Genomic DNA, 25947 nt, shown 5'->3' on the forward strand with positions numbered 1-25947 from the left:
GCGCCATTTATGACGCCTGATCAATTTGCCGCTAGAGATTATGGCGAAATTAAGGTAGTTGGATACCGGAAAAGTAATGTCGCCACCTAGAACAAAAAACCGGCGACTGAGGCCAAGAGCGGTGTAGTAATGATTGCGATTGATTTTGTCGCCCGTACTCGTACGGGCTCTGTAAACATGGGCAGCGTTGGCGGTGAGGGGCAGGGTTTCCTCATTGACGCCAGCGGCGGCAACCAGGTTTCTCTCAACCTTCACGAGACGGATGTGGCGGGTTACCAGCGGCAGGGAAGTGACCTGCTGGTGACCCTTGCCGATGGCCGGACCATCGTGCTCGAGGGATATTTCTCGGCTGGCACGCCTGCCCAGTTGTTCCTGAGCTCTGACGGGGTGCTGCATGAGGCGACCTTCGTGGACGGTGGCAGTGGCACGCTTTACGCGCAGTACGGAGATACCGAAACCTGGGGCAAGTGGAGCCCGGACGACGCCTTGATCTTCTATGATCGCCCGGTTGTCCTGGCCGAGGGGTATGAGGAAGACGAGGTCACGATGCTCGCCGAAAGTGCTCTGGTGGGCACGGCACTGTCACCTGCGGTCGGTGGCGCGGCCGTGCTGGGCGGTGTGGCTGTGCTGGGCGGTGGTAGAGAGGGGGGCGGTGGTCCTCGAGGCTCCGGCGACGACACCACGGGCGGCGACGATACCACCGGCGGCGACGATACCACCGGCGGTGACGACACCACCGGCGACGACGACACCACCGGCGACGACGATACCACTGGCGGTGACGACACCACCGGCGACGACGATACCACTGGCGGTGACGATACTACCGGCGGCGACGACACCACTGGCGGCGACGATACCACTGGCGGGGACGACACCACTGGCGGTGACGATACGACGGGCGGCGACGATACCACTGGCGGCGACGATACCACGGGCGGTGACGACACCACCGGCGGTGACGACACCACCGGCGGCGACGATACCACCGGCGGCGACGACACCACTGGCGGCGACGACACCACTGGCGGTGACGATACCACTGGCGGTGACGATACCACTGGCGGTGACGATACAACTGGCGGTGACGATACAACTGGCGGTGACGACACCACTGGCGGCGACGACACCACTGGCGGCGACGATACCACTGGCGGTGACGATACGACGGGCGGTGACGATACCACGGGCGGAGGTCTCGACGGGGGGCGGGCTCAGCCGACGGTGGATAACCCTGATGTTCCTGTCCTCGTGGGGGGCACTGAAGAGCCCGAGATCATCATCACCGGTACCGGTGAGCCGGGCGATACCGTCTCGATCTCCATTGATGACGTGACGTCGGGCGGTGTCATTGACGCAGATGGCACCTGGGAGGTGACCTTCGGCAGCGATGATTTCCCCGGCGACGGCAGCTATGACGCTGTCGAGGTCATTGTGAGCACCCCGTTCGGCCACGAGATCCTGCTGGACGGGCCGCCGGTGACCATCGACCTCACGCCCCCGGCGCTCGAGATCACCGAAGGCACCGTTGCCACCGGCGACATCGTCAATGCCGAGGATCACACGGACGGTGTCACCATCGCCGGCACGTCTGAGCCCGGGGCGACCGTCACCGCGACCACGGGCGATGCCTCGCAAAGCGTGACCGTGGCCGCCGATGGCAGCTGGAGCGTCACCTTCGATGCCGCGGCCCTGCCAGAGGGAGAATATCTTGCTGACCTGTCGGTCACCGCAACGGACGGTTTGGGCAACAGCACCATGGTGGCGGACGGGGTGGACATTGACACCGTGCCCGATCCGCTCAGCATTGACCCGGTAGGCGACGACAACCTCGTCAACGCCGCCGAAGCGGGCACGGGCTTTGCCATCACCGGCGGCGCCGTGGCCGGTGCGACGGTGATCGTGACCTACGGTGGACGCGAGTACACCACCACCGCCGGATCGGACGGGGGCTGGGCCGTGGTCGTTGCGCCCACGGACATCGAAGGCGGCGAGTACGTGGCCGACATCTCGGCGGTCACCATGGACCGGGCGGGCAACGTCAGCACCGCCAGCGCGGAGGTGCAGATCGACACCACCGGATCGCTGACCATTGAAAGCCTGCCGCTTGCCGGGGACGACGTCATCAACGCGGTGGAATTCGCCAGTGGTGTCATGCTCACCGGCACCTCGCAGCCCGGTTCGACCGTCACGGTCGAGCTGGACGGAATGAGCCACGAGGCCGCCGTCGAGGCGGACGGCAGCTGGAGCCTGGCGCTCGATATGCTCGCCCAAGGGACCTACGGCACCACCGCCACGGTGGTGGCGATCGATGCTGCGGGGAACACCACCAGCACAGAACACGCCTTTTCGGTGGATACCGATCTGGATGTCACCCTCGACGGCGGTATCGCTGGTGACGGTGTGGTGGACAGCACCGAAGCGGTGGATGGTGTGGCTCTTTCGGGAACCTCCGAAGCGGGCGCTGCGATCTCGGTCGCCGTGGGGGGCGAGGTATACGACACCACTGCCGACGCTGGCGGAGCCTGGACGATCACCGTGCCGGCGGCGGATGTGGCGGCGGGCAGCTATGACCAGTCCGTCACCGTGACCGCCACCGATGCGGCGGGCAACGTGGCCAGCGCCACGGGCAGCTTTGCCGTCGACACCGGCACCTTCGTGACCCTCTCGGATGAGCCGGTAGAGGGTGACAACGTGGTCAATGGCGTCGAGGCCGCCGATGGCGTGACCCTTACTGGGGTGGCTGAACCCGGTGCCTCGGTCGAGGTCACACTTGGCGAGGTCACCACCACCGCCACCGTGGCGGCGGATGGCAGCTGGACCGCGGATTTCGCCTCTTCGGACATTCCCGAAGGAGAGATGACGCTGGCCGTGACCGCCACCGCCACCGACCCGGCGGGCAACGTGGCGACCGACAGCGGTGAGATTGCCGTGGACACGCTGCTGCGCGACTTCGCCAGCACCTCCACCCCCGGCGGCGCGGACGGGATCGTTAATGCCGAGGAAGCGGCGCAGGGCCTTGCCCTGACCGGCACGACCGAGCCGGGCGCTACCGTGGACGTGACCCTCAATGGCGTGACCCACGCCGCTACCGTCGCGGCGGATGGCAGCTGGACGGTCGACTTCACCGCCTCGGAACTGCCCTCGGGCGAACAGACGGTGCAGTTCGTTGCGGTCTCGACCGATGCGGCGGGCAACAGCGAGACGCTGGTTCAGGATGTGGTGATCGACACCGACGCCGGCCTGCTGACCATCAGCCCGGAGCCGATGGCAGGCGATGACATGGTCAACGCCGCCGAGGCATCGGACGGTGTCGCCGTCACCGGCACCTCGGCCCCGGGGCAGGAGGTGGTGGTGACCATGGGCGATGCCTCGCACACGGTCACGACCGATGCGAGCGGGACCTGGACGGCAACCTTCGCCGCCTCCGAGATCGCGGCGGGCACCTATACTGCGGATATCTCGGCGACGATCACCGATGCAGCAGGCAACACCCTGACCCGCACCGACAATGTCGCCGTGGACACGGAGGTGGTGAACTTCGGCATCGCGCCCACCCCCGTCGAGGGCGACGACATGGTCAACGCCGCCGAGGCGTCGGACGGCATCGTCCTCACCGGCACCACCGAGCCGGGTGCCACCGTGGTGGTGGAGATCGAGGGTACCGCCCTCGAGGCCACCGTGGATGCGGCGGGCAACTGGTCCGTGGCCTTCGCCGCTGCCGATATCCCGGTGGGCGAATACCCCACCAGCGCCAGCGTCACCACGGTGGATGCGGCGGGCAACGTCGCCACCGCCGAGAAGGCGTTCGAGGTCGACACCTCGGTCAACCTTCTGGAACTCGATGGCGCGCCCATCGCGGGCGACGGCACCATCAACGCCGAAGAGGCGCGGGCGGGCGTGAGCGTCAGCGGCACCGTCGAGCCGGGCTCGACCGTGAGCCTGACCGTGGCGGGCACCGTCCTCGCGGCCAGCGTCTCGGAAGATGGCAGCTGGACGGCGGACATCCCGACCTCGGCCATCCCCATCGATGCCACCTCTCTGGCGCTGCTGGTGGAGGCGACCGATGCGGCGGGCAACACCCGCGCGCTGACCGAAACCGTGGGCATCGACACCACCCCGCCGGACAGCCCGGACGTGGAGAGCTACACCCGCGATCACCTCGGCCTGCGGGGCATCACCCTTGGCTCGACCGACGGCGAAGATGTGCAGATCCTGCAGGTGACCGACGAGGTCACAGGCGAGCTCGAGCAGGTCGATTTCAGCTCGTACAAGATCGCGGCGCTGGACGAGACCGCCTTCAGCTTCACCAATGTCGTGCCCGATGGCTCGCATCTCGTGGTTGCCTCGACCGATGACGCGGGCAACACCACCGGCACCTATTTCGTGGTCGATGACACCACCACCTCCGAGGTGACCATGACCGGCGACATGGCCGAGGCGCTGTCGGCCTACGACGTGGAGACCATCGACCTGGACTTTGCCGAGGAATCCGAGCTGACCATTACCGAAAGCCAGGTTCTTGCGCTGTCTGACAACAGCGACAGCCTTACGGTGGAAGGCGGGGCCGATGACAGCGTCACCATCCTCGGGGCGCAGTCGGTGGGCAACGACGGGGAGGGGCACAACATCTTCACCCTTGGTGAGGCGACCCTCTACATCGACGAAGAGATCACCAACGTCGTCATCTGACGGCGCTGGTGCGCACAAACGTCCGGGGGCCTCTGCAGGGGGCTCCCGGATCCCGACACATATAAAACAAGCGGGCCGGAAACGGGGGCACCACATGAGGCAGACCAGCAGGCGCAGGCTGGGGGCGATCGCGGTTCTCGCGTGTCTTCCCGGCTGCACGAGGGACACCGGGGACAATGCCGTGACGCGGTTCCTCGGCATGGACAGCACAGCTACAACACCGATGGAGGCCACCGCGCTGCCGCTTGCGGCGGACGTGGCCGAGGCATCGCCGATCATCGCCGCCTTGCAGCAGCGCCGGAGCGCCATCCGCCCCGGCACCCCCTACGCGCGGGTGGCGCAGGCGGTCATGGCGTCGGACGCCCGTGTTGCCGAGGCCGAGCTGCGCGTGGCGCAGCTGCGGTCCGAGGCGGCGCAGAAGAACTGGATGCCGCGCATCGGGCCGCGCGCCTCGCTGACCTCTCTGGGGGACGTGGTCGCGCAGCTTGTGGTGGAGCAGGTGATCCTCGACAATGGCCGCATGCTTGCGGAGCGGGACAAGGCCAAGGCCGACGTGGAGCTTGCCGCCGTCGCCATGGTCGAGGACGGCAATGCCCGCGTCTTCGAGGCGCTGAGCCTTTATCTGCTCGCCGAGGAAGGCCGCGACAGCCGCGCCCACTTCGGCCGCGCCCTGAATGACATGTCGGAGTTCGAGTGGATCATGGAGCGCCGGGTACAGGGCGGGGTATCGGACCGTTCCGACCTCACGGTGCTGCGCCAGAAGCTGGGCACGATCCGCGCCCGCCGCGATGCCGCCGAGGAAAGCACCCGCACCGCCCTTGCAGAGCTGCGCACCATGACGGCGCGGCCCATGGACGAGATCTTCGGCCTCGGTGATCTGCACGCAGCCGCCGAGAACGCCCCCCTCGGGGTATTGCGCGCCGAGGCGGAACGCGAGGTGACGCTGGCCTCGGCCCGCATCCAGCGCGCGGGCTACCTGCCGGGCCTTGCGGCCAATGGCAGCGTGGATCGGGGCGGGAACGCCATGGGCGGGCTCGAGATCACCTCTGACAGCCTTTTCGGCCTTGGTACCATGGCCGAGCTTAACGCCATCGAGGTGGGGCGCGAGGCTGCGGGCCGCCGCGTGGCACAGGCGCAGGAGGCTGCCGCCCGCGAGATCGCCAGCCAGACCCGCCAGATCGAGGCCTATCGCGGCCAGCTGTCCGAAGCGCGGCTGCTGACGGTGGAGGCCAAGCGCAACCTCGACCTGTTCCAGCGCCAGTACGAAGGCGGGCAGCGGCAGGTGATGGACGTGGTCGGCGTCTACGAAACCTATTCCGCCGCGCTCGAGAAAGAGATCGACCTGCGCTACAAGGCCGCCCGCGCCGAGCTTGACCTCGCGCGGCTCAAGGGCGCTCTGGCCGAAGGGGCACGGATGTGACGCGGCAGCCGCTCTCGGCACTGTCGGGGCAGGCGCGCGGCGCCGCCTTTCAGGTCGTGCCCGGAGCGGCGGCTGTGCCCACCAATACCGGCGGCCCGCGCCACTCTGTCCGCGCCGAGGCGCGCTGCGATCTGATCCGCGTGCTCGCCGGGCTGCGCGGGACCGAGGCGCGGCGGCAGGACGTGCTCGAGGCGCTGTCGCGGCACGAGGGCGCTGATGGCAGCATCGGGGCAGGCGCGCTGGTTGCGGGGCTTGAGGCGGCGGGCCTTCAGGCAGAGGCGCAGAAGGCGGTACGCCCCGCGCCCGCGCTCTGGCCTGCCATCGCGCTGATGACCAACGGGCAGGCGGTGCTGGTGCTGGAACAGGAGGCCGGCGGCCTCGTGGTCTATGATGCGGGTGCCAAGGGCCACCGCGCCGAGGTGCCGCTGGGCGATTTCGCACCGTTCTTTTCGGGTACCGTGCTGCGGGCCGAAGCGCCGGTCGCGGCGCTGGCGGACGCTCACACCGACGCCGCCGAGGCGCCGCACTGGTTCTGGGGCCAGTTCCGCCGCTTCCGCCGGTCCTTTGCCGAGGTGGCGCTGGGCAGCTTCGTCGCGAACCTGCTGGCGGTGTCGGTGGCGCTGTTCTCGCTTCAGGTCTACGACCGGGTGATCCCGCACCAGTCGGAAAGCACGCTCTGGGTGCTGGCGGCGGGGGCGTTCATGGCCCTGCTGCTGGAATCCTTCCTCAAGATCGCGCGCTCGCAACTGCTTGACGGTGCCGGGCGGCAGATCGAGATGACCGTGCAGGAACTGCTCATGTCACGGCTGCTGGGGATGCGATCGGACACATCGGGGCGGTCCCCGGCGCAGCTGTTCTCGGCCATGCGCGAATTCGGCTCGGTGCGGGAATTCTTTACCGCCGGCACCGTGGGCGCTCTGGCCGACATCCCGTTCATCTTCGTCTTCCTCGCGCTGGTCTGGTCCATCGCGGGGCCTGTCGTGGGCGTGCTCATTGCGGGCGGCGTCCTGATGGTGCTCCCGAGCCTTGTGATGCAGCGCCGCATGATCCGCCTGACCAAGGAGATGCAGGGTGCATCCTCGCGCCAGTCGCGGCTTCTGCAGGAGGTGGTGGGCGAGATCGACACCATCAAGGCGCAGCGCGGCGAGGATCGCTTTGCCCGCATCTGGGCCGAGCTGACCGCCGTTCAAGCCCTGAAAAGCTCGCAACAGCGGCAGCTGTCGGCGGTGCTGTCCTTCTGGTCGGCGGGGATGCAGCAGGCCACCTACGTCACGGCGGTGATCGCGGGCACCTACCTTGTGTTTGCGGGGGAATTCACTGTGGGATCGATCATCGCCACGGGCATCCTCACCTCGCGCACCCTTGCGCCGCTGACGCAGCTGTCTGGCATCCTTGCGCGCTGGGGCAACGTCAAGGGCGCGCTCGACGGGCTGGATGCCATCGCGGAGGCACCGCAGGACCGGTCCGAGGCACGAACCTACCTGCGCCGCGAGCATCTGAAAGGGGCGTTCGATCTGCGCGATGTGACCTTCCGCTACGATCCCGAAAGCGCCTCGGTCGTGGATCTGCAGAGCCTTTCGATCAAACCCGGCCAGACGCTGGCGCTGCTGGGGGCGAACGGGTCGGGCAAGACGACGCTGCTCAAGATGCTGAGCGGGCTTTATGCCCCTGCCTCCGGGCGGCTGCTGGTGGACGGCACCGAAGTGGGCCAGATCGAGCCCCGTGATTTGCGCCGCTGCATCGGCTATCTCGGGCAGGACGTGCGCCTGTTCCAGGGCACGCTTCGCGACAACCTTACCCTGTCGCTGCTGGAACGGGACGACGCACGGCTTTACGAGGCGCTGGATTTCGCCGGGCTGGGCCAGTTCGTGAAACAGCACCCCAAGGGCCTCGACCTAGACATCCGCGATGGCGGTGAGGGGCTGTCCGGCGGTCAGCGGCAAAGCATCGGCTGGGCGCGTCTGTGGCTTCAGGACCCCGACATCTGCCTGCTGGACGAGCCCACCGCCGCACTGGACCAGACTTTGGAAAAGACGCTGATCTCGCGGCTGGAGGGGTGGCTGGCCTCGCGCACCGCGATCATCGCCACCCACCGGGTGCCGATCCTGTCGCTGGCGGACCGCACCATGGTGATGGCGAACGGGCGCATCGCCGTGGACGGGCCGCGCGACGAAGTACTGTCGCATCTGCGCAGGGGGGCCTGACATGGCATCAACGTCCACCAACCTGCAGGCGCAGCTGTTCAAGGACCTGAAGGGGCCGTCCCTGACCATCTGGCTTTGCGCCCTGTCGGTCTGGGGCTTCATCCTCTGGGCCGGCTTTGCCTGGGTTGACGAGATCGTGCGGGCGGACGGGCAGATCATCAGCTCGTCCCGGCCGCAGATCATCCAGAACCTCGAAGGCGGCATCCTAGCGGAGCTGCCGGTCAAGGAGGGCGACGTGGTCATGCGCGGCGACGTGCTGGCGCGGCTTCAGGGCACGCAGTTCCGGTCCTCTGTGGGGGATCTGTCGGACCAGATCACCGCTCTCGAGATCCGCCGCCTGCGTCTCGAGGCCGAGCTGGTCGGTGCCGCCGAGTTTACCGTGCCTGAGGCGCTTGCGTCCCGGTCGCCGCAGATCGTCGCCTCCGAGGGCGCGTTGCTGAGGGCGCGCCATTCGGACCTCGTCAAGCGCTCTGCCGGGGCGCAGCGGGTGATGGAGCAGGCAGCAAGCGAGCTGAAGCTGCTCGAAGATCTGCTGGCCGACAAGGTGGTTGCGCTGATCGAGGTGACGCGCGCCCGCAAGGCCCATGCCGATGCCAAGGTCCGCTACGACGAGATCGTGACGCAAGCCGAACTGACCCGCGCGCAGGAATATTCCGATACGCTCAAAGAGCTTGCGACCCTGCGCCAGAACCTCAAGGCCAGCGAGGACCAGCTGACCCGCACTGTTCTCACCAGCCCCATGCACGGGGTGGTCAACGGGCTGAACGTGACCACCATCGGCGGGGTCGTTCGACCGGGCGAAGAGATCATGCAGATCATACCGCTGGACGAGGAGCTGTTTGTCGAAGCGCAGGTCGCGCCCGAGAATATCGCCAACATCCGCCCCGGTCAGGAGGCGACGATCAAGCTATCGGCCTACGATTACACAATCTATGGCACGCTGAAGGGCAAGGTGGATGTCATTTCCGCCGACACGTTCGAGGACGAACGCCGCCCCGAGCTTGGCCCGCATTACAAGGTTGCCGTGCGGGTCGATACCACGGCGATGACCGACCGGCAGGCCCGGATCGAGATCCGCCCGGGCATGCAGGCGCAGGCCGAACTGCACACCGGCGAGAAGACCGTGCTGCAATACCTGCTCAAACCGCTCTACAAGACCCGCGAAGCCTTCCGCGAGCCGTAAGAGGCGCAAGTCCCCTATTGCGGGGCGCCGATGCTGTGGCTTCCGAGCCCAAAACGAGCCGATGCTTGCGTGCAGGCTGCGCGCGGCGTCTGCGATCTGGTCCTGTCCAAGCCTCCAGCGGAGGGCGAGCGCATCCCCTAAAGGCAACACGAGCCCGGGACCTTCGGTGGGGAGGGGAGAACTCTCGGGGCGGCGGAAGCGAATGAGCCACCTTGGCGGGCAGCTTCGGTAAAGCTCTGGAGCGCCTTAGGGCAGGAAAAATACCAGCATCAGCGAAGCGGTGCCAGCATGCGCACCTGAACTGCGCAAGCGGCCTATGATCTTCGCAGTGCAGTACCGGAGGGACAGGGACACAGGAAGGCGCGGCTATGCCACAGCGGTGGGCCTGCACGGATCACGCTTGCGCACACACGGACACGGGCGCATGGATGTACACATGACTGTACGCACGAATCCCGCGCTGGCCGCAATGCTCACCCTTGTCGCGTCCTCGCTGGTGGCGGGGACGACCCTGCTTGCGAAATCGCTGGGCACGGACACCCTCGGTCCAGCGCTGCATCCTCTGCAGGCCAGCCATGGCCGGTTCATCTTTGCACTGATGGGCTTTGCGGTGGCCGGGGCATTCCTGCGCCCGCGCATCGTTGCACCGCGCTGGCGCATCCATGGCCTGCGGGTGCTGTTGGGCTGGGCGGGGATCAGCCTGATGTTCACTGCGACCGTCTTCATCCCCTTGTCGGACGCCACGGCGATCAGCTTTCTCAACCCTGTGGTGACCATGCTGCTGGCCATCCCCCTGCTGGGGGAAACCGTCGGCAAGGTGCGGATCTCTGCGGCGGTGATCGCGCTGACCGGCGCGATCATCCTGCTGCGTCCGACGCCGGACGCCTTTCAGCCCGCGGCGCTTTTCGCGCTTGGAGCGGCAGTCATGCTGGGGTTCGAGATGATCATGCTCAAGCAGCTGTCAGGCCGGGAGGGCCCCTACCAGGTGCTGCTGCTCAATGCGTTGATCGGGACGGTAATCGCGAGCGTCGCGGTGCTTCCGGTCTGGCGCATGCCAACGCCGGAACAATGGGCGGCGCTGGTTGCGGTGGGCCTCGTGATGGCCAGCTCGCAGGCGATTTTCATCCAGGCGATACAGCGGGCCGATGCCAGCTTCGTGGCGCCGTTCTGGTACGCCACGCTGGTCTTTGCCGCGCTTTACGATTTCGGCCTCTTCGGCGTGGTGCCCGACGCGGTATCGGTGCTGGGCGCGCTGGTCATCACGAGCGGCGCCGGTCTTCTGGCGTGGCGCGAGGCGCGGCTCAGGGGCCGCGCCGCCCCGGTCATGCCTTCAACCGCCATCCCGTCCGGAACAGTGACCACGCCGCCAGCATCACCGCCGCCGTCGCAACCAGGGCCACGATGAAGCCAAGGCCGGGGTTGGCGTCGCTGACCCCGAGCATGCCGTAGCGCGCGCCGTCGATCAGGTAGAACACCGGGTTGAAGTGGGTCACCTCGTAGAGGCCGGCGGGCAGGGCCTCGGCGGAATAGAAGGTGCCCGAAAGGAAGGCGAGCGGGGTCACCACGAAGTTGGTGATCGCGGCCATCTGGTCGAACTTATTCGACCACAGCCCTGCCAGCATCCCCAGAGCCGACATGAAGGCCGCACCAAGCAGCACGAAGACCAGCAGCACCGCCGGGTGCTGCGGGACGAGGCCGGTGGACACGAAAAGCCCGATGGTGATGGCGCAGGCCACGAACAGACCGCGCGCCACGCCGCCCGCAAGGTAGCCCAGGATCAGCTCGAGCGGAGACAGCGGCGGCATCAGCGTGTCGACAATGTTGCCCTGCACCTTAGAGATCACGATGGACGACGACGCGTTGGCAAAGGCATTCTGGATCACCGTCATCATCAGGATGCCCGGCGCGATGAAGCTGGTGAAGGGCACGCCCATCACGTCACCGCGCTGCGGACCTATCGCGATGGTGAAGATCACGAGAAAAAGCCCGGCGGTGACCAGCGGCGCCAGCAGCGTCTGCGTCCAGACATTGAGGAAACGCATGATCTCGCGCTGGCAGAGGGTCTGCAGCCCAAGCCAGTTTACGCGCCCGAAGCGACGTTCGCCCGGGGCTTTGCTGGAAATCTCACTCATCTGGAGGCCTTTCGATTGCGGGCTTGTCTTGTAACTCGGGTGGCGATGACTACAATAGGGCCAACCGCGGAATTTCCAGGCCACCTGTTTTCCGGGTCGCCTTTTCCAACTGACCTGTATTCCGGGTCGCCTTTTTCAACAAGGATGAGACATGTCCTGGACCGATGAGCGCGTCGAGCTCTTGAAGAAGATGTGGGCTGAGGGCCAGTCCGCCAGCCAGATCGCCAAGGAGCTTGGCGGTGTCACCCGCAATGCCGTGATCGGGAAGGTCCATCGCCTCGGCCTGTCGAACCGCACCGGCGGTCCCGGCGCCGCCCCGGCGGCCGCAGCCCCTGCCGCGGCGCCCGCCGCAGCCGCCCCGGCTGCCGCGCCCAAGCCCGCGCGCGAGCCCAAGCCCGCGCGACCCGCTCCGGCGCCCGCCGCAGAGCCTGAGGATGACGAGGACGAGGCCCCGGTGGCCGAGACCCGCCCGGCGGTGGCCTCGGTGCCGAGCGCGCGAGCCAAGATCATTCCCGCTGGCCAGCCGCTGCCGCCACAGCCCTCCGCCAACGAGATCAGCCCCGAGGCCCTCGCCAAGGTGAGCGAAGTCGAGAAGAAGTCTCGCAAGCTGGGCCTTATGGAGCTGACCGAGCGCACCTGCAAATGGCCCGTGGGCGACCCCGCGACCGAGGATTTCTGGTTCTGCGGTCTGCCGGCCCAGCAGGGCAAGCCCTACTGCGAGGCCCACGTAGGCGTAGCGTTCCAGCCCATGTCCTCGCGCCGCGACCGCCGCCGGTAAGGCGCCCGGCGCAGGCTGAACAGGAAGGGCGCTCCTTGTGGGGCGCCTTTTCTCTTTGACAGGGAATGGCGCGGGCCGAGCCTGCAGCAGGCAGCAGGCAGCAGGCAGCAGGCAGCAGGCAGCAGGCAGCAGGCAGCAGGCCCGTCAAATGGTGCGTGTCGGCAAAGCCGTGCCGCTCTTCGTTTCGTGACTTCCGAAAACGTCACGCAGACGCCATATCCCAAGGCCATGACGGGCGCCGCACGCGCCCTTTTTCCGTTTCCGAAGGCTCCCGTATGACCGACACTTCCGCGCAAGCTGCGCTTTCTCCTGACGAGTCGGGCCGCAACCGCCTCGTGATTGGTTTGCTGATGGTCTCGGCTTTCACGGTGATTCTGAACGAAACGATCATGGGCGTGGCGCTGCCGCACCTGATGACCGATCTCGGCGTGACGGCGAACGCGGCGCAATGGCTGACCACCGCCTTCCTGTTGACCATGGCCGTGGTGATCCCGATCACCGGCTTCCTGCTGCGAAGGTTTCACACCCGCACGGTGTTCACCGCGGCCATGTCGCTGTTCAGTCTCGGCACGCTGGTCTGCGCCCTGTCGCCGGGGCTGGGGATGCTCATCGCCGGGCGCGTCGTGCAGGCTTGCGGCACCGCCATCATGATGCCGCTTCTGATGACCACTACCATGACACTCGTTCCGCCCGAAAGCCGGGGCAAGGTCATGGGCAACATCTCGATCGTGATCTCGGTGGCACCGGCCATCGGACCGACCATTTCAGGGATCATCCTGAGCCTGCTCGACTGGCGCTGGATGTTCTGGCTGGTGCTTCCCATCGGCCTTAGCGCGCTGGCGCTGGGCCGCGCCAAGCTGGTCAACGTGACGGAGCCGAAGAAGACCCCCCTTGATCTGGTGTCGGTGCCATTGTCGGCGCTGGGCTTCGGCGGTCTGGTCTATGGCCTCTCGGCCATCGGCGAAGGCCATGGCAAGGGCGGTGCGGTCCCGCCATGGCTGCCGCTGGCCGTCGGTGCGCTGGTGGTTCTGTGGTTTGGTGCGCGGCAGCTGAGGCTGGGGCCGCAGGGGCGGGCGCTTCTGGACCTGCGCACCTTCCGGGTGCGGGTGTTCACGGTCTCGGTCGTGATGATGGCGCTGTGCATGATGGCGCTGTTCGGAATGATCATCCTGCTGCCGATCTACATGCAGACGGTGCTGGGCATGACGCCGCTTCAGGCGGGGCTTCTGCTGCTGCCGGGTGGGCTGCTGATGGGCCTCATGGCGCCCTTCGTGGGCCGCATGTTCGACAAGGTCGGCGCGCGCAAGCTGGTGATCCCGGGATCGGTGGCGGTCTCGGGTGGGCTCTGGGCCATGGCTGCACTGGGCACGGACAGCGGCATGGCGGCGGTGCTGGGGGCGCATGTGCTGCTGAGCATCGGCCTCGCGCTGCTCTTCACGCCGCTTTTCACGTCGTCGCTGGGCTCGCTCCCCAAGGAGCTTTACCCGTATGGCTCTGCGGTGATCGGGACGGTCCAGCAGGTGGCGGGCGCTGCGGGCATCGCGCTGTTCGTGTCGGTGATGTCTCTGCGCATCGGCACGGAAATCGCTGCCGGGGCCGACATGGTCGACGCGACGGCGGCGGGGGTCCGGGTGGGCTTTGCCACCGGGGCGGCGATCGCGATGCTGATGATCGTGGCCAGCTTCTTCGTCCGCCGCCCGCCGGACATGGTCAAGGACGCCTAGCGCGGTTCGAAGTAGTCGAGCGGGATCTTGAGATACCGGCGTCCGTCCTCCTCGGGCGCCGGTTTGCGCCCGCCCCGGGTGTTGATCTGCAACGCCGCGAGCATGAGCTTGGGCAGGGGCAGGGTGGCATCCCGCTCGTCCCGCACCTTGCGATATTCCGCCTCTGTGGGCGCGTCCTTGAGGTGGATGTTGCCGGCCTTGTGTTCAGCCACGGTGGCGCAGCAGGCGGCCTCGCGGCCCTCGGGGGCGTAATCGTGACCGACGTAAAGGCGGGTGTCCTCGGGCAGGGACAGGATGCGCTGCAGCGAGGCATAAAGATCCGCCGACGATCCGCCGGGGAAATCGGCGCGGCTGGTGCCCGCGTCGGGCATCATGAACGTGTCATGCACGAAGGCCGCGTCCCCGGCCACATAGGTGATCGACGCCAGCGTATGACCGGGTGAGAAGATCACCGAAACTTCGATATCGCCCACCATGAAGGTATCGCCATCGGAAAACAGGCGATCCCATTGCGAGCCGTCGGTGGGGAGATCCTCGCCAAGGTTGTAGATCTTCTTCCACAGCTTCTGCACCCCGGTGACCTTCTCGCCGATGGCCGTGGGCGCGCCGAGCTTTTCCGCAAGGTAGGGCGCGGCGGAGAAGTGGTCCGCATGAGGGTGGGTGTCGAGGATCCAGACGATCTCGATCCCGGCGTCCTCGATATAGGCGAGGATCGCGTCGGCATTCTTGGTCGAGGTCGCGGCGGCCTGTGGGTCGTAATCCCACACCGGGTCGACGACGGCGCCCCGCATGGTGGCAGGATCATGGAAGACATATTGCCAGCTTCCGGTGGTCTCGTCCCAGAAGGACTTCACGGTGGGGCTGGTGGTCATGATGGTCGTCTCCTTGGTGATTTCAGACAGTTTCCATGTTTGGAATATGTATGGTGCGTTCTGCCGGTTTAACCCGGAAACCGCGCGCGGTCATGAAAAACGCCGCCCCCTCCGGCAGGAGGGGGCGGCGACTGCTCAACATCGTTGCGTGGTGGGATCAGCTTGCTTCGGCGGCCTTTGCGGCCTCGGCATGTTCACGCACCTGCTTGCGGGCGAAGATGCGGTAGATCACCACGAAGAACAGCGGCACGAAAAGAATGCCCAGCACCGTGCCGGTGATCGTCCCGCCCAGCACCGCCGAGCCGACCGAGGTCCGCCCGCCTGCGCCTGCGCCCGACGATAGCACCAGCGGCACCACCCCCAGCGAGAACGCCAGCGAGGTCATGATGATGGGCCGGAACCGTTGTTTCGCCGCTTCCTTGGTCGCGGTGTATAGGTCCTCGCCAGCATCGAACCGTTCGCGGGCGAATTCCACGATGAGGATGGCGTTCTTGCCTGTCAGGCCGATGACCGTCAGCAGGCCGACCTGGAAGAACACGCCGTTCTCGAAGCCGAACCAGTAGGCGGCACCCATGGTCCCGAGCACGCCGATGGGCATGGCCATCATCACCGAGAACGGGATGGACCATGACTCGTACAGCGCCGCGAGGCACAGGAAGATCGCCGCCAGCGACAGCGCGTAGAGCAGCGGTGCCTGACCGCCGGACGAGCGCTCTTCGAGCGACAGGCCGGTCCAGGCGATGGAGTAGCCCGGGGGCAGCTGCCCGGCGAGCCGTTCCATCTCTGCCATTGCTTCACCGGTGGTGACGCCGTCGACCGGCGAGCCCTGGATCTGCATCGAGGGAATGCCGTTGTAGCGGGTCAGGCCCTGCGGTCCGTAGGTCCAGCTTTCGGAGGTGAAGTTGGCGAAGGGCACCAGTTCACCCTGCGCGTTGCGCACCCGCCACTTGCCGAGGTCCGACGGCGTGGCGCGGCTGTCGGGCTGGCCCTGCACGTAAACCCGCTTGATGCGGCCGTTGTCGTTGAAGTCGTTCACGTACTGTCCGGCCCACGCAATGTTGAGCAGGTTGCCCACGTCGGTCGGAGACACGCCCACCGCACCGGCAGCCCGCCAGTCGATGTCCATGTTGAACTGTGCCGCATCCTCGAGCCCCGAGGGACGCACTGATGCGATCAGGTCAGACTGAGAGGCCATGCCCAGCAACTGGTTGCGCGCTTCAAGCAGTTGCTCGTGGGTCTGTCCCCCCTGCGCCTGCAGGAAGAAGTCAAAGCCCGACACGTTGCCAAGTTCGATCACCGACGGGGGCACGATGGGGAACACCATGGCGTCCTGGATCTGGCTGAACGCGCCGAAGGCACGGCCCGCCACCGCCTGAACCGACTGGTCGCCGCGCGTGCGCTCTTCCCAGTCCTTCAGGCGGACGAAGGCAAGACCCATGTTCTGGCCCTGACCGGCAAAGGAGAAGCCGACCACGCCGAACACAGATTCCACCACCTCGGATTCGTTTTCCAGGAAATGGGCCTGCACCTGTTCCACCACGTCGAGCGTGCGCTCGGCGGAGGCACCGGTGGGGCCCTGCACGAGGGTCATCAGGATGCCCTGATCCTCGGCGGGCAGGAAGCCGGTGGGGGTGTTGTCGAACAGCCAGACCATGCCCGCCGCCAGCGCGGCATAGACCGCGAGGATGCGCAGCGGACGGCGGATCAGGTAGCCGACGGCGCCACCGTAGCCCTTGATGGTCTTGTCCACGCCCTTGTTGAAGGGGCCGAAGATACCTTTCTTGCCATGATGCGCGTCCTTGGATTTCAGCAGCGTGGCACAAAGGGCAGGGGTCAGGGTCAGCGCCACCAGCACCGACAACGCCATGGCCGAGACGATGGTGATCGAGAACTGGCGGTAGATCACCCCGGTGGAGCCGGGGAAGAAGGCCATGGGGACGAACACAGCCGACAGCACCAGCGCGATGCCGATAAGGGCGCCGGTGATCTGGCCCATGGACTTGCGGGTTGCCTCGCGCGGGCCGAGCCCCTCTTCCTCCATGATCCGTTCCACGTTCTCCACCACCACGATGGCGTCATCGACCAGCAGGCCGATGGCCAGCACCATGGCAAGCATGGTCAGCGTGTTGATGGTAAAGCCCGCGACGGCGAGGATGGCAAAAGTGCCAAGGATGACGACCGGCACCGCCAGCGTCGGGATCAGCGTGGCGCGGATGTTCTGCAGGAACAGGAACATGACGCAGAACACGAGGATGATCGCTTCGATCAGGGTTTTCTGCACCTCGTGGATCGAAATCGAAACAAAGGGCGTGGTGTCGTAGGGGATCACCGAGATCACCCCATCTGGGAAGAATTGACTCGATTCCTCAAGCTGTTGGCGGACCCGTTCGGCGGTATCAAGCGCGTTTGCACCCGATGCCAGCTGCAGGGCCATGCCCGACGCGGGTTGACCGTTGAAGCGGGCGATGGCGGCATAGCTTTCGGCACCGATCTCGACTTCAGCCACGTCCTGCAGCAGCACCATGCCACCGTCGGTTTCCGTGCGCAGCACGATGTTGCGAAAATCCTCGGGGGTGCGCAGCAGGGATTGCGCGGTGATGGTGGCATTGAGCTGCTGGCCTTCCGGCGCGGGCAGCGCCCCGAAGGAGCCCGCCGAGATCTGCGCGTTCTGCGCTGACACCGAGGCGACCACGTCCGATGGCGTCATCTCGAACGCCGAAAGCTTGGACGGGTCGAGCCAGATCCGCATGGCGTAGGGCGAGCCGAACACCTGCGCACCGCCGACGCCTTCGATCCGCGCGAATTCATCCACCATGTTCGAGTTGAGGTAGTCCGACAGGTCCGCTTGTTCGAGAGCACCGTCCTCCGAAATCAGGCCGATCACCATGAAGAAGGACGACGACGCCTTCTCGACGGTGACCCCCTGTCTCTGCACGGTTTCGGGCAGCAGGGCCGTGGCCTGACTGAGCTTGTTCTGCACCTGAACCTGCGCCACGTCCGGGTCCGTGCCGGATTCGAAGGTCAGGGTGATGCTGGCCGTGCCCGCCGAGGTCGACGAGGACGACATGTAGCGCATGCCGTCGAGGCCGGTCATCTGCTGTTCGATGATCTGGGTGACGGTATTGGCGACGGTCTGGGCCGAGGCACCGGGGTACTGGGCCGAAACCCGCACCGAAGGCGGTGCGATCTGCGGATACTGCGCGATCGGCAATGTCAGGATGGAAAGCAACCCGACCCCCATGATGAGGATCGAGATCACCCAGGCAAAGACCGGACGGTCAATGAAGAAACGGGCCATTGGGGACTCCTGGCGCTGGTCTGCGCTTATTCGTTGGCGGGCGCGGCGGCGTCGCCGGCAGACACCTGAGCCTGCTCGGACGCGGCATCGGCGCTGCGCTCTTCGGGGGCCACGGTCTGGCCCGGTGCAATCTTCTGAAGGCCGGCGACGACGATGCGGTCGCCGGAGCCGAGGCCCTCGGTCACCACCCAGTCGTTGCCCTGGTCGCGCTGAACGGTCAGCTGGCGGGTTTCCACCACGTTGTCAGCGTTGACGACCATGGCCATGGGGCGGCCGCGGCGGTCACGGGTGACGCCTTCCTGCGGCACGAGGATGGCGTTCTCGATGCGGCCCTGCGGCATCTCCACCCGCACGTACATGCCCGGGAGCAGGAACTGGTCGGGGTTGGGGAACTCGAGCCGCAGCACCACGACGCCGGTCTGTTCGTTGACGTAAGGCTCAGCGGCGGCCAGCTTGCCGGTGTGTTCATAGGTCGAGCCGTCGGCAAGGGTCAGCGACACCGTGGCCTCGCTGTCTTCGACCTCCTGCCCGGCGCGGCGCCAGCGCAGGATCTCGGCCGCGGACTGGGTCACGTCGACGTAGACCGGATCGAGCTGGCGGATGGTGGTCAGCGCCGTGCCCTGACCGGAGGTTACAAGGGCGCCTTGCGTTACCGCCGACAGGCCAGCGGTGCCGGCCAGCGGCGCGCGGATCACCGTGCGCTCAAGTTCGATGTTGGCGGACAGCAGGTTCGCCTCGGCCACCTTGACGGCGGCAGCGGCCACGTCGCGGGCGGCAAGGGCATCATCCAGCGTCTGCTGACTGGTAACGTTGCGGTCGCGCAGGTCCTGCTGACGCTCGGCGTCCCGCTGGGCCGACGACAGCTGCGCCTCGGCCTGAGCCAGAGAGGCCTCGGCCGAGGCGCGGGTGGCCTCGTAGGTGGCGGCGTCGATCTGGTAGAGCGCATCTCCCTTGTCCACGGAGGCACCTTCGGTGAAGAGGCGTTCATTGATGATGCCATTGACCTGCGGGCGGACCTCGGCGACGCCCGAGGCCGCCACGCGGCCAGGCAGGGTCGAGGTCAGGGTGGTTTCGGTGGCCTCCAGCGTCACCACCGTGACGGCGGTCGGCGGCTGTTCGCCGCCTTGTTGCTGGGCGCTTGCGGGCAGGGCCGCAAACAGTGTTGCCATGCCGGCAGCCAAAACCAGGCCGCGCAGACGCACAGGGGAACCATTGAGCATGTCATCACTCCGAGGAAGAAATTGGGCCGCTGCTTTGCGGAAGGCTCTTGAAGTCGGTTATGGAAACCGTCAGGTTTTGTAAAGTGCGCCGCCGACCATTGATTGGATTTCGGGAAAGGTCGGGGCAGAGGAGTTGCCGAATTGCAAAAACGTTCATCACCTGACACCGAAGAGACGCCGCGAAAGCGCGGGCGTCCGGTGCAGATGGATCAGGAAACCCGCGAGGGCATCGTGCTTGACGCGGTGGCCGAACTGTTGGGCACCTGCCGACTCGAGGACGTGAGCATGGCGGCCATTGCGCGCAAGTCAGGCATGTCCAAGCGCACGCTCTACACCATCTTCGCCAGCCGCGAAGAGCTCCTGGGCGCCACCTTCGCTCGCATTGGCCAGACGATCTTTCGTCCGCTCGAGCCGGGGGACGAGGCGCTTTCGCTGGAAGACCGACTCGACAAGTTGCTGACCGTCAACCACATGCCGCAATTCGAGCAGGCCCCGCTGGAGCTGCTGCGCGCCGTGGTGGCCGAGGCGCCGATCTATCCCGGTGTTGCCATGCAGTTCGACGCGGAGGGCCGTGGCGCCCTGATCCGTTACCTTGCCGCCGAGATCGCGCAGGCCGCCGGCGCGGGCGAGATCGTTCTGGACGGCATGTCCTCCAAGGATGCCGCCGAATTGCTGGCCGACATGGTGATGGGCAACGCGCTGCATCATCTTCTGACCCCGCTCGAACCCAAGCCCTGTGATCTGTCCGAGGAAAAGCGTCTGCGGCGAAAGAGGGCGGTGTCTATCTTCCTCAACGGGTTGCGGCCTCGGGGGTGACAGCTTAAGCGGGAGCTTTGCACGCATGATGCACGCAGTCCCTGTTTTTGTTGTCACGAGTTGTCCCATGTCCCGCCTCAATCCGATTGCCGCCGCGCCGTCCCATGCCACCTCCCGGGTGGCAGGAGCGCTGTACCTGCTCATCATCCTGCTGGGGCTGACCAGCGAGCTCGCCCTGCGCGGTCCGCTGTTGGCCCCGGGCGATGCCGCCGAAACAGCCGCGCGGATGCTGTCCGCGCCTTGGATGCTGCGCGCAGGGCTCGCAGCCGATGTGTTGATGGCGATGGCGGACGTGGCTCTTGCGGTCCTGCTCTATCGCCTGCTGCGGGGAGTGGAGCCACTGGTGGCCCTGCTGGCGATGGCGTTCCGGCTGGTTCAGGCGGTGCTGATCACAGTGGCGCTTCTGGCGCTTTACACCGGGCTGCTTGCGCTGGAGCTGGGGGCCGATGCGCATGTGGGGCTGCTGGCGATGCTGGTACATGCCCACGGCTACGATCTTGGTCTGGCGTTCTTTGGCGTGAACAGCCTGCTTACCGCGTGGCTGCTGCTGCGGTCGGGGTGGGTGCCCGGCGTCATCGTTTGGCTGCTTGGGGCAGCGGGGCTGGTGTACCTCGTCGGCAGTGCCTTGCGCTTCCTCGCGCCACCGCTCGCCGATCCCTTCGCCGTGGCATACGTCTTGCCAGTCGTCGCCGAGACCGCGTTTTGCCTGTGGTTGCTGCTGCATGGGCTCCGGCCAGGTAAAAAGGTGTCTCACTAAAAAGGACACGGGTCGCTTGGGGCGCAGGCTTCGGGGCTTGCTGCGATCCTGCCTTTGATCCGACTGCTGGTGCCCATCTCCGGTCCCTCTGTCTGGCCACCTGCCAGCGGGGCTGGCACGGGGGCCACGCCTTGCGCCGCGCAGCACCCCCAGCCTCGCGATCCGCTTGCCAAAAACGCGGCGCGCTCGCAAAGTCCGATCATGCAGATATACCTCCCCATCGCCGAGGTTTCGGTCAACATCTTCCTGCTCTTCGGCCTTGGCGGGCTGGTGGGGGTGCTTTCGGGAATGTTCGGCGTGGGAGGCGGCTTTCTCATCACCCCGCTGCTGTTCTTCATGGGCATCCCTCCCGCCGTCGCCGTGGCCACCGGGTCGAATCAGATTGTCGCCAGCTCCGTGTCCGGCGTTCTGGCGCATCTCAAACGCCGGACGGTGGATCTGCGCATGGGTACGGTGCTGCTCTGCGGTGGTATCGTGGGGGCAGCGCTGGGGATCTGGCTGTTCAACCTGCTCAAGACACTGGGGCAGGTCGATCTGCTGGTGCGGCTCTGCTACGTGGTCTTCCTTGGCGTCATTGGCGGGCTGATGTTCATCGAGAGCCTGCGCGCCCTGCGCCGGTCGAAACGTGGCGGCCGGCCCACGCGGCGCCATCACGGCTGGGTGCATGGGCTGCCGTTCAAGATGCGCTTCCGCACTTCGGGACTTTATATCTCGGCTATCCCACCACTCATGGTGGGCCTCTCCGTGGGCATTCTGTCGGCGATCATGGGCGTGGGCGGCGGCTTCATCATGGTGCCCGCGATGATCTACCTGCTGGGCATGCCCACCAAGGTGGTCGTGGGCACGTCGCTGTTCCAGATCATCTTCGTCACCGCCTTCACCACGCTGGCCCACGCGGTCACCAACCAGACGGTGGACGTGCTGCTGGCGCTGATCCTGCTGGTCGGCGGCGTCATCGGGGCCCAGTTCGGCACGGCGGTCGGTACACGGCTCAAGGCGGAACAGCTGCGGATCGCGCTGGCGACATTGGTGTTGCTGGTCTGCGGCAAGCTGGCGCTGGACCTGTTCCTGACGCCCGCCGACCTCTTCGAGCTGGGGGTGGGCGAACAATGATCCGACTTGCCGCCCTGCTGCTGCTGATCGCCGCCCTGCCGCTGCGCGCCGAGGAGGTGGTGATGGGCATGAGCCGCGACAGCGTCAACATCACCGCAGATTTCGACGGCTCCGAGGTGCTGATCTTCGGCGCGGTCAAGCGCGAGGCGGTCATCCGGCCGGACCCGCCGCTCCAGGTCATCGTGACCGTGGCGGGGCCGGTCGATCCGGTCACCGTCTGGCGCAAGGAACGGCGCGCCGGCATCTGGGTCAACGCCGACGCGGTCGAGATTGACGCCGCGCCATCCTTTTACGCCGTCGCAACCTCGGGCCCCTGGGGCAGCGTCATTTCCGAGGTTGAGGATTTGCGCCACAAGGTGTCGATCAACCGCGCCATCCGGTCGGTGGGCGCGCCCATGACCATCTCGGACAGTCGCAGCTTTACCGAGGCGCTGATCCGCCTGCGTGAGAAGTCAGGGCTCTACCAGAACCTTTTCAACACCGTGGATCTGCGCGAGAGCACCCTGTTCGACACCGCCATTTCCATGCCCGCCAATATTGTCGAAGGCACCTACCAGGTGCGCGTGCTGCTCACGCGGGGCGGGCAGGTGGTGGCGCAGCACACCTCCGAGATCGGGGTGGGCAAGGTCGGCATCGAGCGGTGGCTGTTTAACCTGTCGCAGCGCCAGCCGCTGGTCTATGGCCTGCTCTCCATCGTGCTTGCCGTCGTGGCCGGCTGGGGCGCATCGGCCGCCTTCAGAGCCATGAGGTCCGGATGAGCCGCAAGCCCCCCGCCACCCGCGCAGACTACCGCGTCTTCTACCCCGTGCAGACCCGTTGGATGGACAATGACGTCTACGGGCACATCAACAACGTCACCTACCTTGCCTATTTCGACACGGTGGTGGCGCTCTGGCAGATCGACAACGGCATTCCCGTGGCTCAGGACGCCGGCATACGCTTTCTTGTGGTGGAAAGCGGCGCCACCTACCACGCCGAGGCTCGGTTCCCCGAAAAGCTCGAGGCGGGCATCCGCGTGGGCCATCTGGGCACCAGCTCCATGCGCTTCGAGGTGGGGATCTTCCGGGAAGGGCAGGACAGCGCCTGTGTCGAGGGGTTCTTTACCCATGTCGCGGTGAACGATGAGACCCGTCCGACGCCGCTGCCCGCCGAGGTCCGTGCCCGGATCGAAGATATCCTCGTCTGATCCAGGGCTGATCCACGTCTGGTGCTCGCCGGGGTGCCAACACGGCTGCGCTTGTCGCCCCTCGGATGGCGCGTCGCCTGATCCATAGCTGGCGGCCCATGTCGCGGGGGCACGTGTGGGCGTCGCCATGGGGGCATTCTTGTGCAAGTGCCGGGAACCGCCAGCACGTAACGGGCGTTCGGACAAGGACCGTTTCCCAAAGGATTACCGTCATGACCGATGTACAGACGATCACTGCCAGCACCTCGCAGCTTGAGGCGCTTCAGGACCTGTTGTCGCGCAGCACCGACACCCATGCGTGGTATGAAGCCATGGCTGAAAGGGCCGAGCCGCAATTCCGGCCGGTGGCTTTGAAATATCGCGGACTGCATTCCGAGCAATGCGACCGCATTGGTGCGATCATGGTGGCGCTTGGCGGTGATCCCGACCGCACAGAGGGCATCCGCACCGCCGTCAATCGCACCTCGGTGTCACTGCGCGCGGTGTTCGACGACATCGACCTCGACATGCTGTCGCGCATCGAAGAGGCCGAGGCCGACGTGATCTCGGATTTCGATGCCTCGATCTCTGGCTTGCCGGAGTCGCGCTACCGCGAAGAGCTGATCGACATGAAAGCCGAGCTTCTCAAACTTCTGGGCGAAGATCCGGCCATCGACTGACCGTATCGCACCGCTGCAAAAGTCCCCCTGCAAATGCGAAGCGCCATGGCTGATTTCCCGGCCATGGCGCTTTTTCATCGGGTCAGCTCATCGGGGCAGGGTGGTTCAGAAGCTGAACAGTGACCCCAGCCCGAGGCTGATCATCGGCACGTAGGTGATCAGCAGCAGCGCGAGGATGATCGTCGCGATGGGCCAGACCAGCGCCGGGAAGATCTGCTGCACCGGGATCTTGGCCACGGCTGCGGCGGCAAAGAGGTTCACCCCCAGCGGCGGCGTGAACATCCCCAGCGCCAGGTTCACCACGATGCCGATGCCGAAATGCACCGGGTCGATGCCGAAGGACAGCGCCACCGGTGTCAGGATCGGTGCCAGCACGAGGATCGCGGCCGAGGTTTCGATGAACATGCCGACGACCAGAAGCAGCACGTTGATCGCCAGCAGGAAGGTCAGCGCCGACGAGAAGGTGTTCTGCGTCCAGTCACCCACCGCGTCGGGCAGGCCCGACAGGCTGATGAGGAAGCTGAACAGCGTCGCCGCGGCGATGATCAGCATGACGACGCCCGAAGACACCGCCGCCTCGCGGAAGAGCTTGGGCAGGTCGCTGATCTTCAGCTCGCGGTAGACCAGAAGACCCAGCACGAGGGCGTAGATCACCGACACGGCGGCGGCCTCGGTCGGGGTGAAGACACCGCCGTAGATGCCGCCGATGATGATGACCGGCATCATCAGGGCCCAGAACGCCTTGCGGAAGGCGGGGAAGAGGGGGGCGCGGTCGTCGCCGTCCCGGTCGCCCACGCCTTTCACGCGGCACCAGATCTGCACCATGATGACCAGCCCGCCCGAGATCAGAAGCCCCGGCACGAGGCCCGCAAGGAACAGCTGGGTGATCGAGGTTTCGGTGGACACCGCGTAAAGGATCAGCGGCACCGAGGGTGGGATGATCACGCCCAGTTCCGCCGACGCCGCCTGGATGGCCGATGCCATGGGCACCGGGTAGCCATGGCGCACCATGGCCGGGATCAGGATCGAGCCGATGGCGAAGGTCGTTGCCACGGACGAGCCTGAGATCGCGGCGAAGATCATGCAGGTCAGCACGCAGGAGCTGGCGAGCCCGCCGCGCATGCCGCCGATCATGGATTTCACGAACTCCACCAGCCGGTGCGAGATGCCGCCATGGGTCATCAGAACGCCCGCGAGGATGAAGAACGGCACCGCCATCAGCGGGAAGCTGTCGAGGCCGGTGAACATCTTCTGCGGCACCACCAGAAGCGGCAGGTTCGAGAAGAACTGGATCGAGATCACCGAGGCCAGCCCGATGGAGATCGCCACCGGGACCGACAGGCCGAACAGGATAACGAGCGACAGGACAAGTGCGCTGTTCATAGCTCACCCCTTTCTGCCTGGAGGTGGCGCAGCATCAGGCCGGGAACGGCCAGCAGCGCGCCGACGGGAATGGCGTAATAGAAGACCGACATGGGCATATCCAGCATGGCGACCCGCTGGCTCGACACGCGGTCGGCCATGGCCAGCCCGTACCAGACAAGCACCCCGAGGAAGATCAGCGTCAGCAGTGTCACAAGGCGGATCACCCAGAGCTGGCCGCGCTCGGGCAGCAGGCTGCGCAGGAAGTCGATGGGGATCATCGCGCCCAGCTTGAACCCCGCCCCGGCGGCAAGGAACGTCGACCAGACGATCAGCCCGCGGGCCAGCACTTCGGACCACACGGCGGCATCGCCGAGGACAAAGCGGGTGACGACCTGGATGAAGACAAGGAGGGTGGCCGCGGCAAGCAGCAGCGCGGCAAGGTTGTGCGCAAGGGCGACGATCACGTCGCCGGCGCGGGTCAGGCGGTTCATTGGAAACGCTCCCGTCGATGAAAGTGAGGAGGGCGCG

The 25947-nt window shown here is 66.2% G+C and carries 19 protein-coding genes; 13 read left to right on the plus strand and 6 right to left on the minus strand.

Features of this window, described 5'->3' with window-relative positions; genetic code table 11:
• Positions 1-129: 129 nt before the first annotated feature.
• The 5 genes from IEX41_RS09660 to IEX41_RS09680 all read left to right on the plus strand — a co-directional run bounded on the left by IEX41_RS09660 (position 130) and on the right by IEX41_RS09680 (position 10904).
• Positions 130-4692, plus strand: coding sequence for an Ig-like domain-containing protein (locus IEX41_RS09660; RefSeq protein ID WP_188790031.1), 4563 nt, complete (start codon positions 130-132; stop codon positions 4690-4692).
• 94 nt (positions 4693-4786) lie between these two features.
• Positions 4787-6112: a TolC family protein gene (locus IEX41_RS09665; protein WP_188790032.1), complete on the plus strand. Its 1326-nt coding sequence runs from the start codon at positions 4787-4789 to the stop codon at positions 6110-6112.
• Positions 6109-8316 carry an ATP-binding cassette domain-containing protein gene (locus tag IEX41_RS09670; protein ID WP_229673104.1) on the plus strand — a complete coding sequence of 736 codons (2208 nt, stop codon included), beginning with the start codon at positions 6109-6111 and terminating at the stop codon, positions 8314-8316. Before IEX41_RS09665 ends, IEX41_RS09670 begins: the two co-directional genes overlap by 4 nt.
• Position 8317: 1 nt before the next feature.
• Complete coding sequence (locus IEX41_RS09675; RefSeq protein ID WP_188790033.1) at positions 8318-9499, plus strand: HlyD family type I secretion periplasmic adaptor subunit; 1182 nt, start codon at positions 8318-8320, stop codon at positions 9497-9499.
• 436 nt (positions 9500-9935) lie between these two features.
• Positions 9936-10904: a DMT family transporter gene (locus tag IEX41_RS09680; RefSeq protein ID WP_188790034.1), complete on the plus strand. Its 969-nt coding sequence runs from the start codon at positions 9936-9938 to the stop codon at positions 10902-10904.
• Here the strand turns inward: IEX41_RS09680 and IEX41_RS09685 are convergent.
• Positions 10822-11631, minus strand: coding sequence for an ABC transporter permease (locus IEX41_RS09685; RefSeq protein WP_188790035.1), 810 nt, complete (start codon positions 11629-11631; stop codon positions 10822-10824). The two genes, IEX41_RS09680 and IEX41_RS09685, sit on opposite strands and share 83 nt — an antisense overlap.
• Before the next feature lie 151 nt (positions 11632-11782).
• Here IEX41_RS09685 and IEX41_RS09690 point away from each other — a divergent pair, with 151 nt between their 5' ends.
• A complete protein-coding gene (locus IEX41_RS09690) occupies positions 11783-12409 on the plus strand; it encodes a GcrA family cell cycle regulator (protein ID WP_188790036.1) in 627 nt (208 codons plus the stop codon).
• Between the two features lie 275 nt (positions 12410-12684).
• Complete coding sequence (locus IEX41_RS09695; RefSeq protein WP_188790037.1) at positions 12685-14133, plus strand: MDR family MFS transporter; 1449 nt, start codon at positions 12685-12687, stop codon at positions 14131-14133.
• Here IEX41_RS09695 and IEX41_RS09700 read toward each other — a convergent pair.
• The 3 genes from IEX41_RS09700 to IEX41_RS09710 all read right to left on the minus strand — a co-directional run bounded on the left by IEX41_RS09700 (position 14130) and on the right by IEX41_RS09710 (position 19472).
• Entirely contained in the window at positions 14130-15005 is an 876-nt protein-coding gene (locus IEX41_RS09700; protein ID WP_188790038.1) for an MBL fold metallo-hydrolase, read from the minus strand. The genes IEX41_RS09695 and IEX41_RS09700 overlap by 4 nt on opposite strands.
• A 157-nt stretch (positions 15006-15162) precedes the next feature.
• Positions 15163-18303, minus strand: a complete 3141-nt coding sequence (locus IEX41_RS09705; RefSeq protein WP_188790039.1) for an efflux RND transporter permease subunit — start codon at positions 18301-18303, stop codon at positions 15163-15165.
• A 26-nt stretch (positions 18304-18329) separates the two neighbouring features.
• The gene (locus IEX41_RS09710) at positions 18330-19472 is read right to left on the minus strand and encodes an efflux RND transporter periplasmic adaptor subunit (RefSeq protein WP_229673106.1); all 1143 of its coding nucleotides are present in this window, start codon (positions 19470-19472) and stop codon (positions 18330-18332) included.
• A gap of 192 nt (positions 19473-19664) precedes the next feature.
• Between IEX41_RS09710 and IEX41_RS09715 the strand changes: the two genes are divergently transcribed.
• From IEX41_RS09715 to IEX41_RS09740, 6 genes are all read left to right on the plus strand, one after another.
• Positions 19665-20339, plus strand: coding sequence for a TetR/AcrR family transcriptional regulator (locus IEX41_RS09715; RefSeq protein WP_229673108.1), 675 nt, complete (start codon positions 19665-19667; stop codon positions 20337-20339).
• A 67-nt stretch (positions 20340-20406) separates the two neighbouring features.
• A complete protein-coding gene (locus tag IEX41_RS09720; protein WP_188790041.1) occupies positions 20407-21096 on the plus strand; it encodes a DUF4386 domain-containing protein in 690 nt (229 codons plus the stop codon).
• Between the two features lie 201 nt (positions 21097-21297).
• Positions 21298-22209: a sulfite exporter TauE/SafE family protein gene (locus IEX41_RS09725; protein WP_188790042.1), complete on the plus strand. Its 912-nt coding sequence runs from the start codon at positions 21298-21300 to the stop codon at positions 22207-22209.
• A complete protein-coding gene (locus tag IEX41_RS09730) occupies positions 22206-22967 on the plus strand; it encodes a TIGR02186 family protein (RefSeq protein ID WP_188790043.1) in 762 nt (253 codons plus the stop codon). The genes IEX41_RS09725 and IEX41_RS09730 overlap by 4 nt, the downstream gene beginning before the upstream one ends.
• A complete protein-coding gene (locus tag IEX41_RS09735) occupies positions 22964-23395 on the plus strand; it encodes an acyl-CoA thioesterase (protein WP_188790044.1) in 432 nt (143 codons plus the stop codon). The genes IEX41_RS09730 and IEX41_RS09735 overlap by 4 nt, the downstream gene beginning before the upstream one ends.
• A 212-nt stretch (positions 23396-23607) precedes the next feature.
• Positions 23608-24054 (plus strand): DUF2383 domain-containing protein, encoded by a 447-nt coding sequence (locus tag IEX41_RS09740; RefSeq protein ID WP_188790045.1) that lies wholly within the window; start codon positions 23608-23610, stop codon positions 24052-24054.
• Between the two features lie 105 nt (positions 24055-24159).
• On the opposite strand, the gene IEX41_RS09745 is transcribed toward IEX41_RS09740, so the two are convergent.
• Positions 24160-25437 carry a TRAP transporter large permease gene (locus IEX41_RS09745; protein ID WP_188790046.1) on the minus strand — a complete coding sequence of 426 codons (1278 nt, stop codon included), beginning with the start codon at positions 25435-25437 and terminating at the stop codon, positions 24160-24162.
• On the minus strand, positions 25434-25910 hold the full coding sequence (locus IEX41_RS09750) for a TRAP transporter small permease (RefSeq protein ID WP_188790047.1): 477 nt from the start codon (positions 25908-25910) through the stop codon (positions 25434-25436). The genes IEX41_RS09745 and IEX41_RS09750 overlap by 4 nt, the downstream gene beginning before the upstream one ends.
• Between the last annotated feature and the right edge of the window lie 37 nt (positions 25911-25947).

Origin of the sequence: Salipiger pallidus (assembly GCF_014643635.1) — a bacterium.
Lineage (GTDB): Bacteria > Pseudomonadota > Alphaproteobacteria > Rhodobacterales > Rhodobacteraceae > Salipiger > Salipiger pallidus.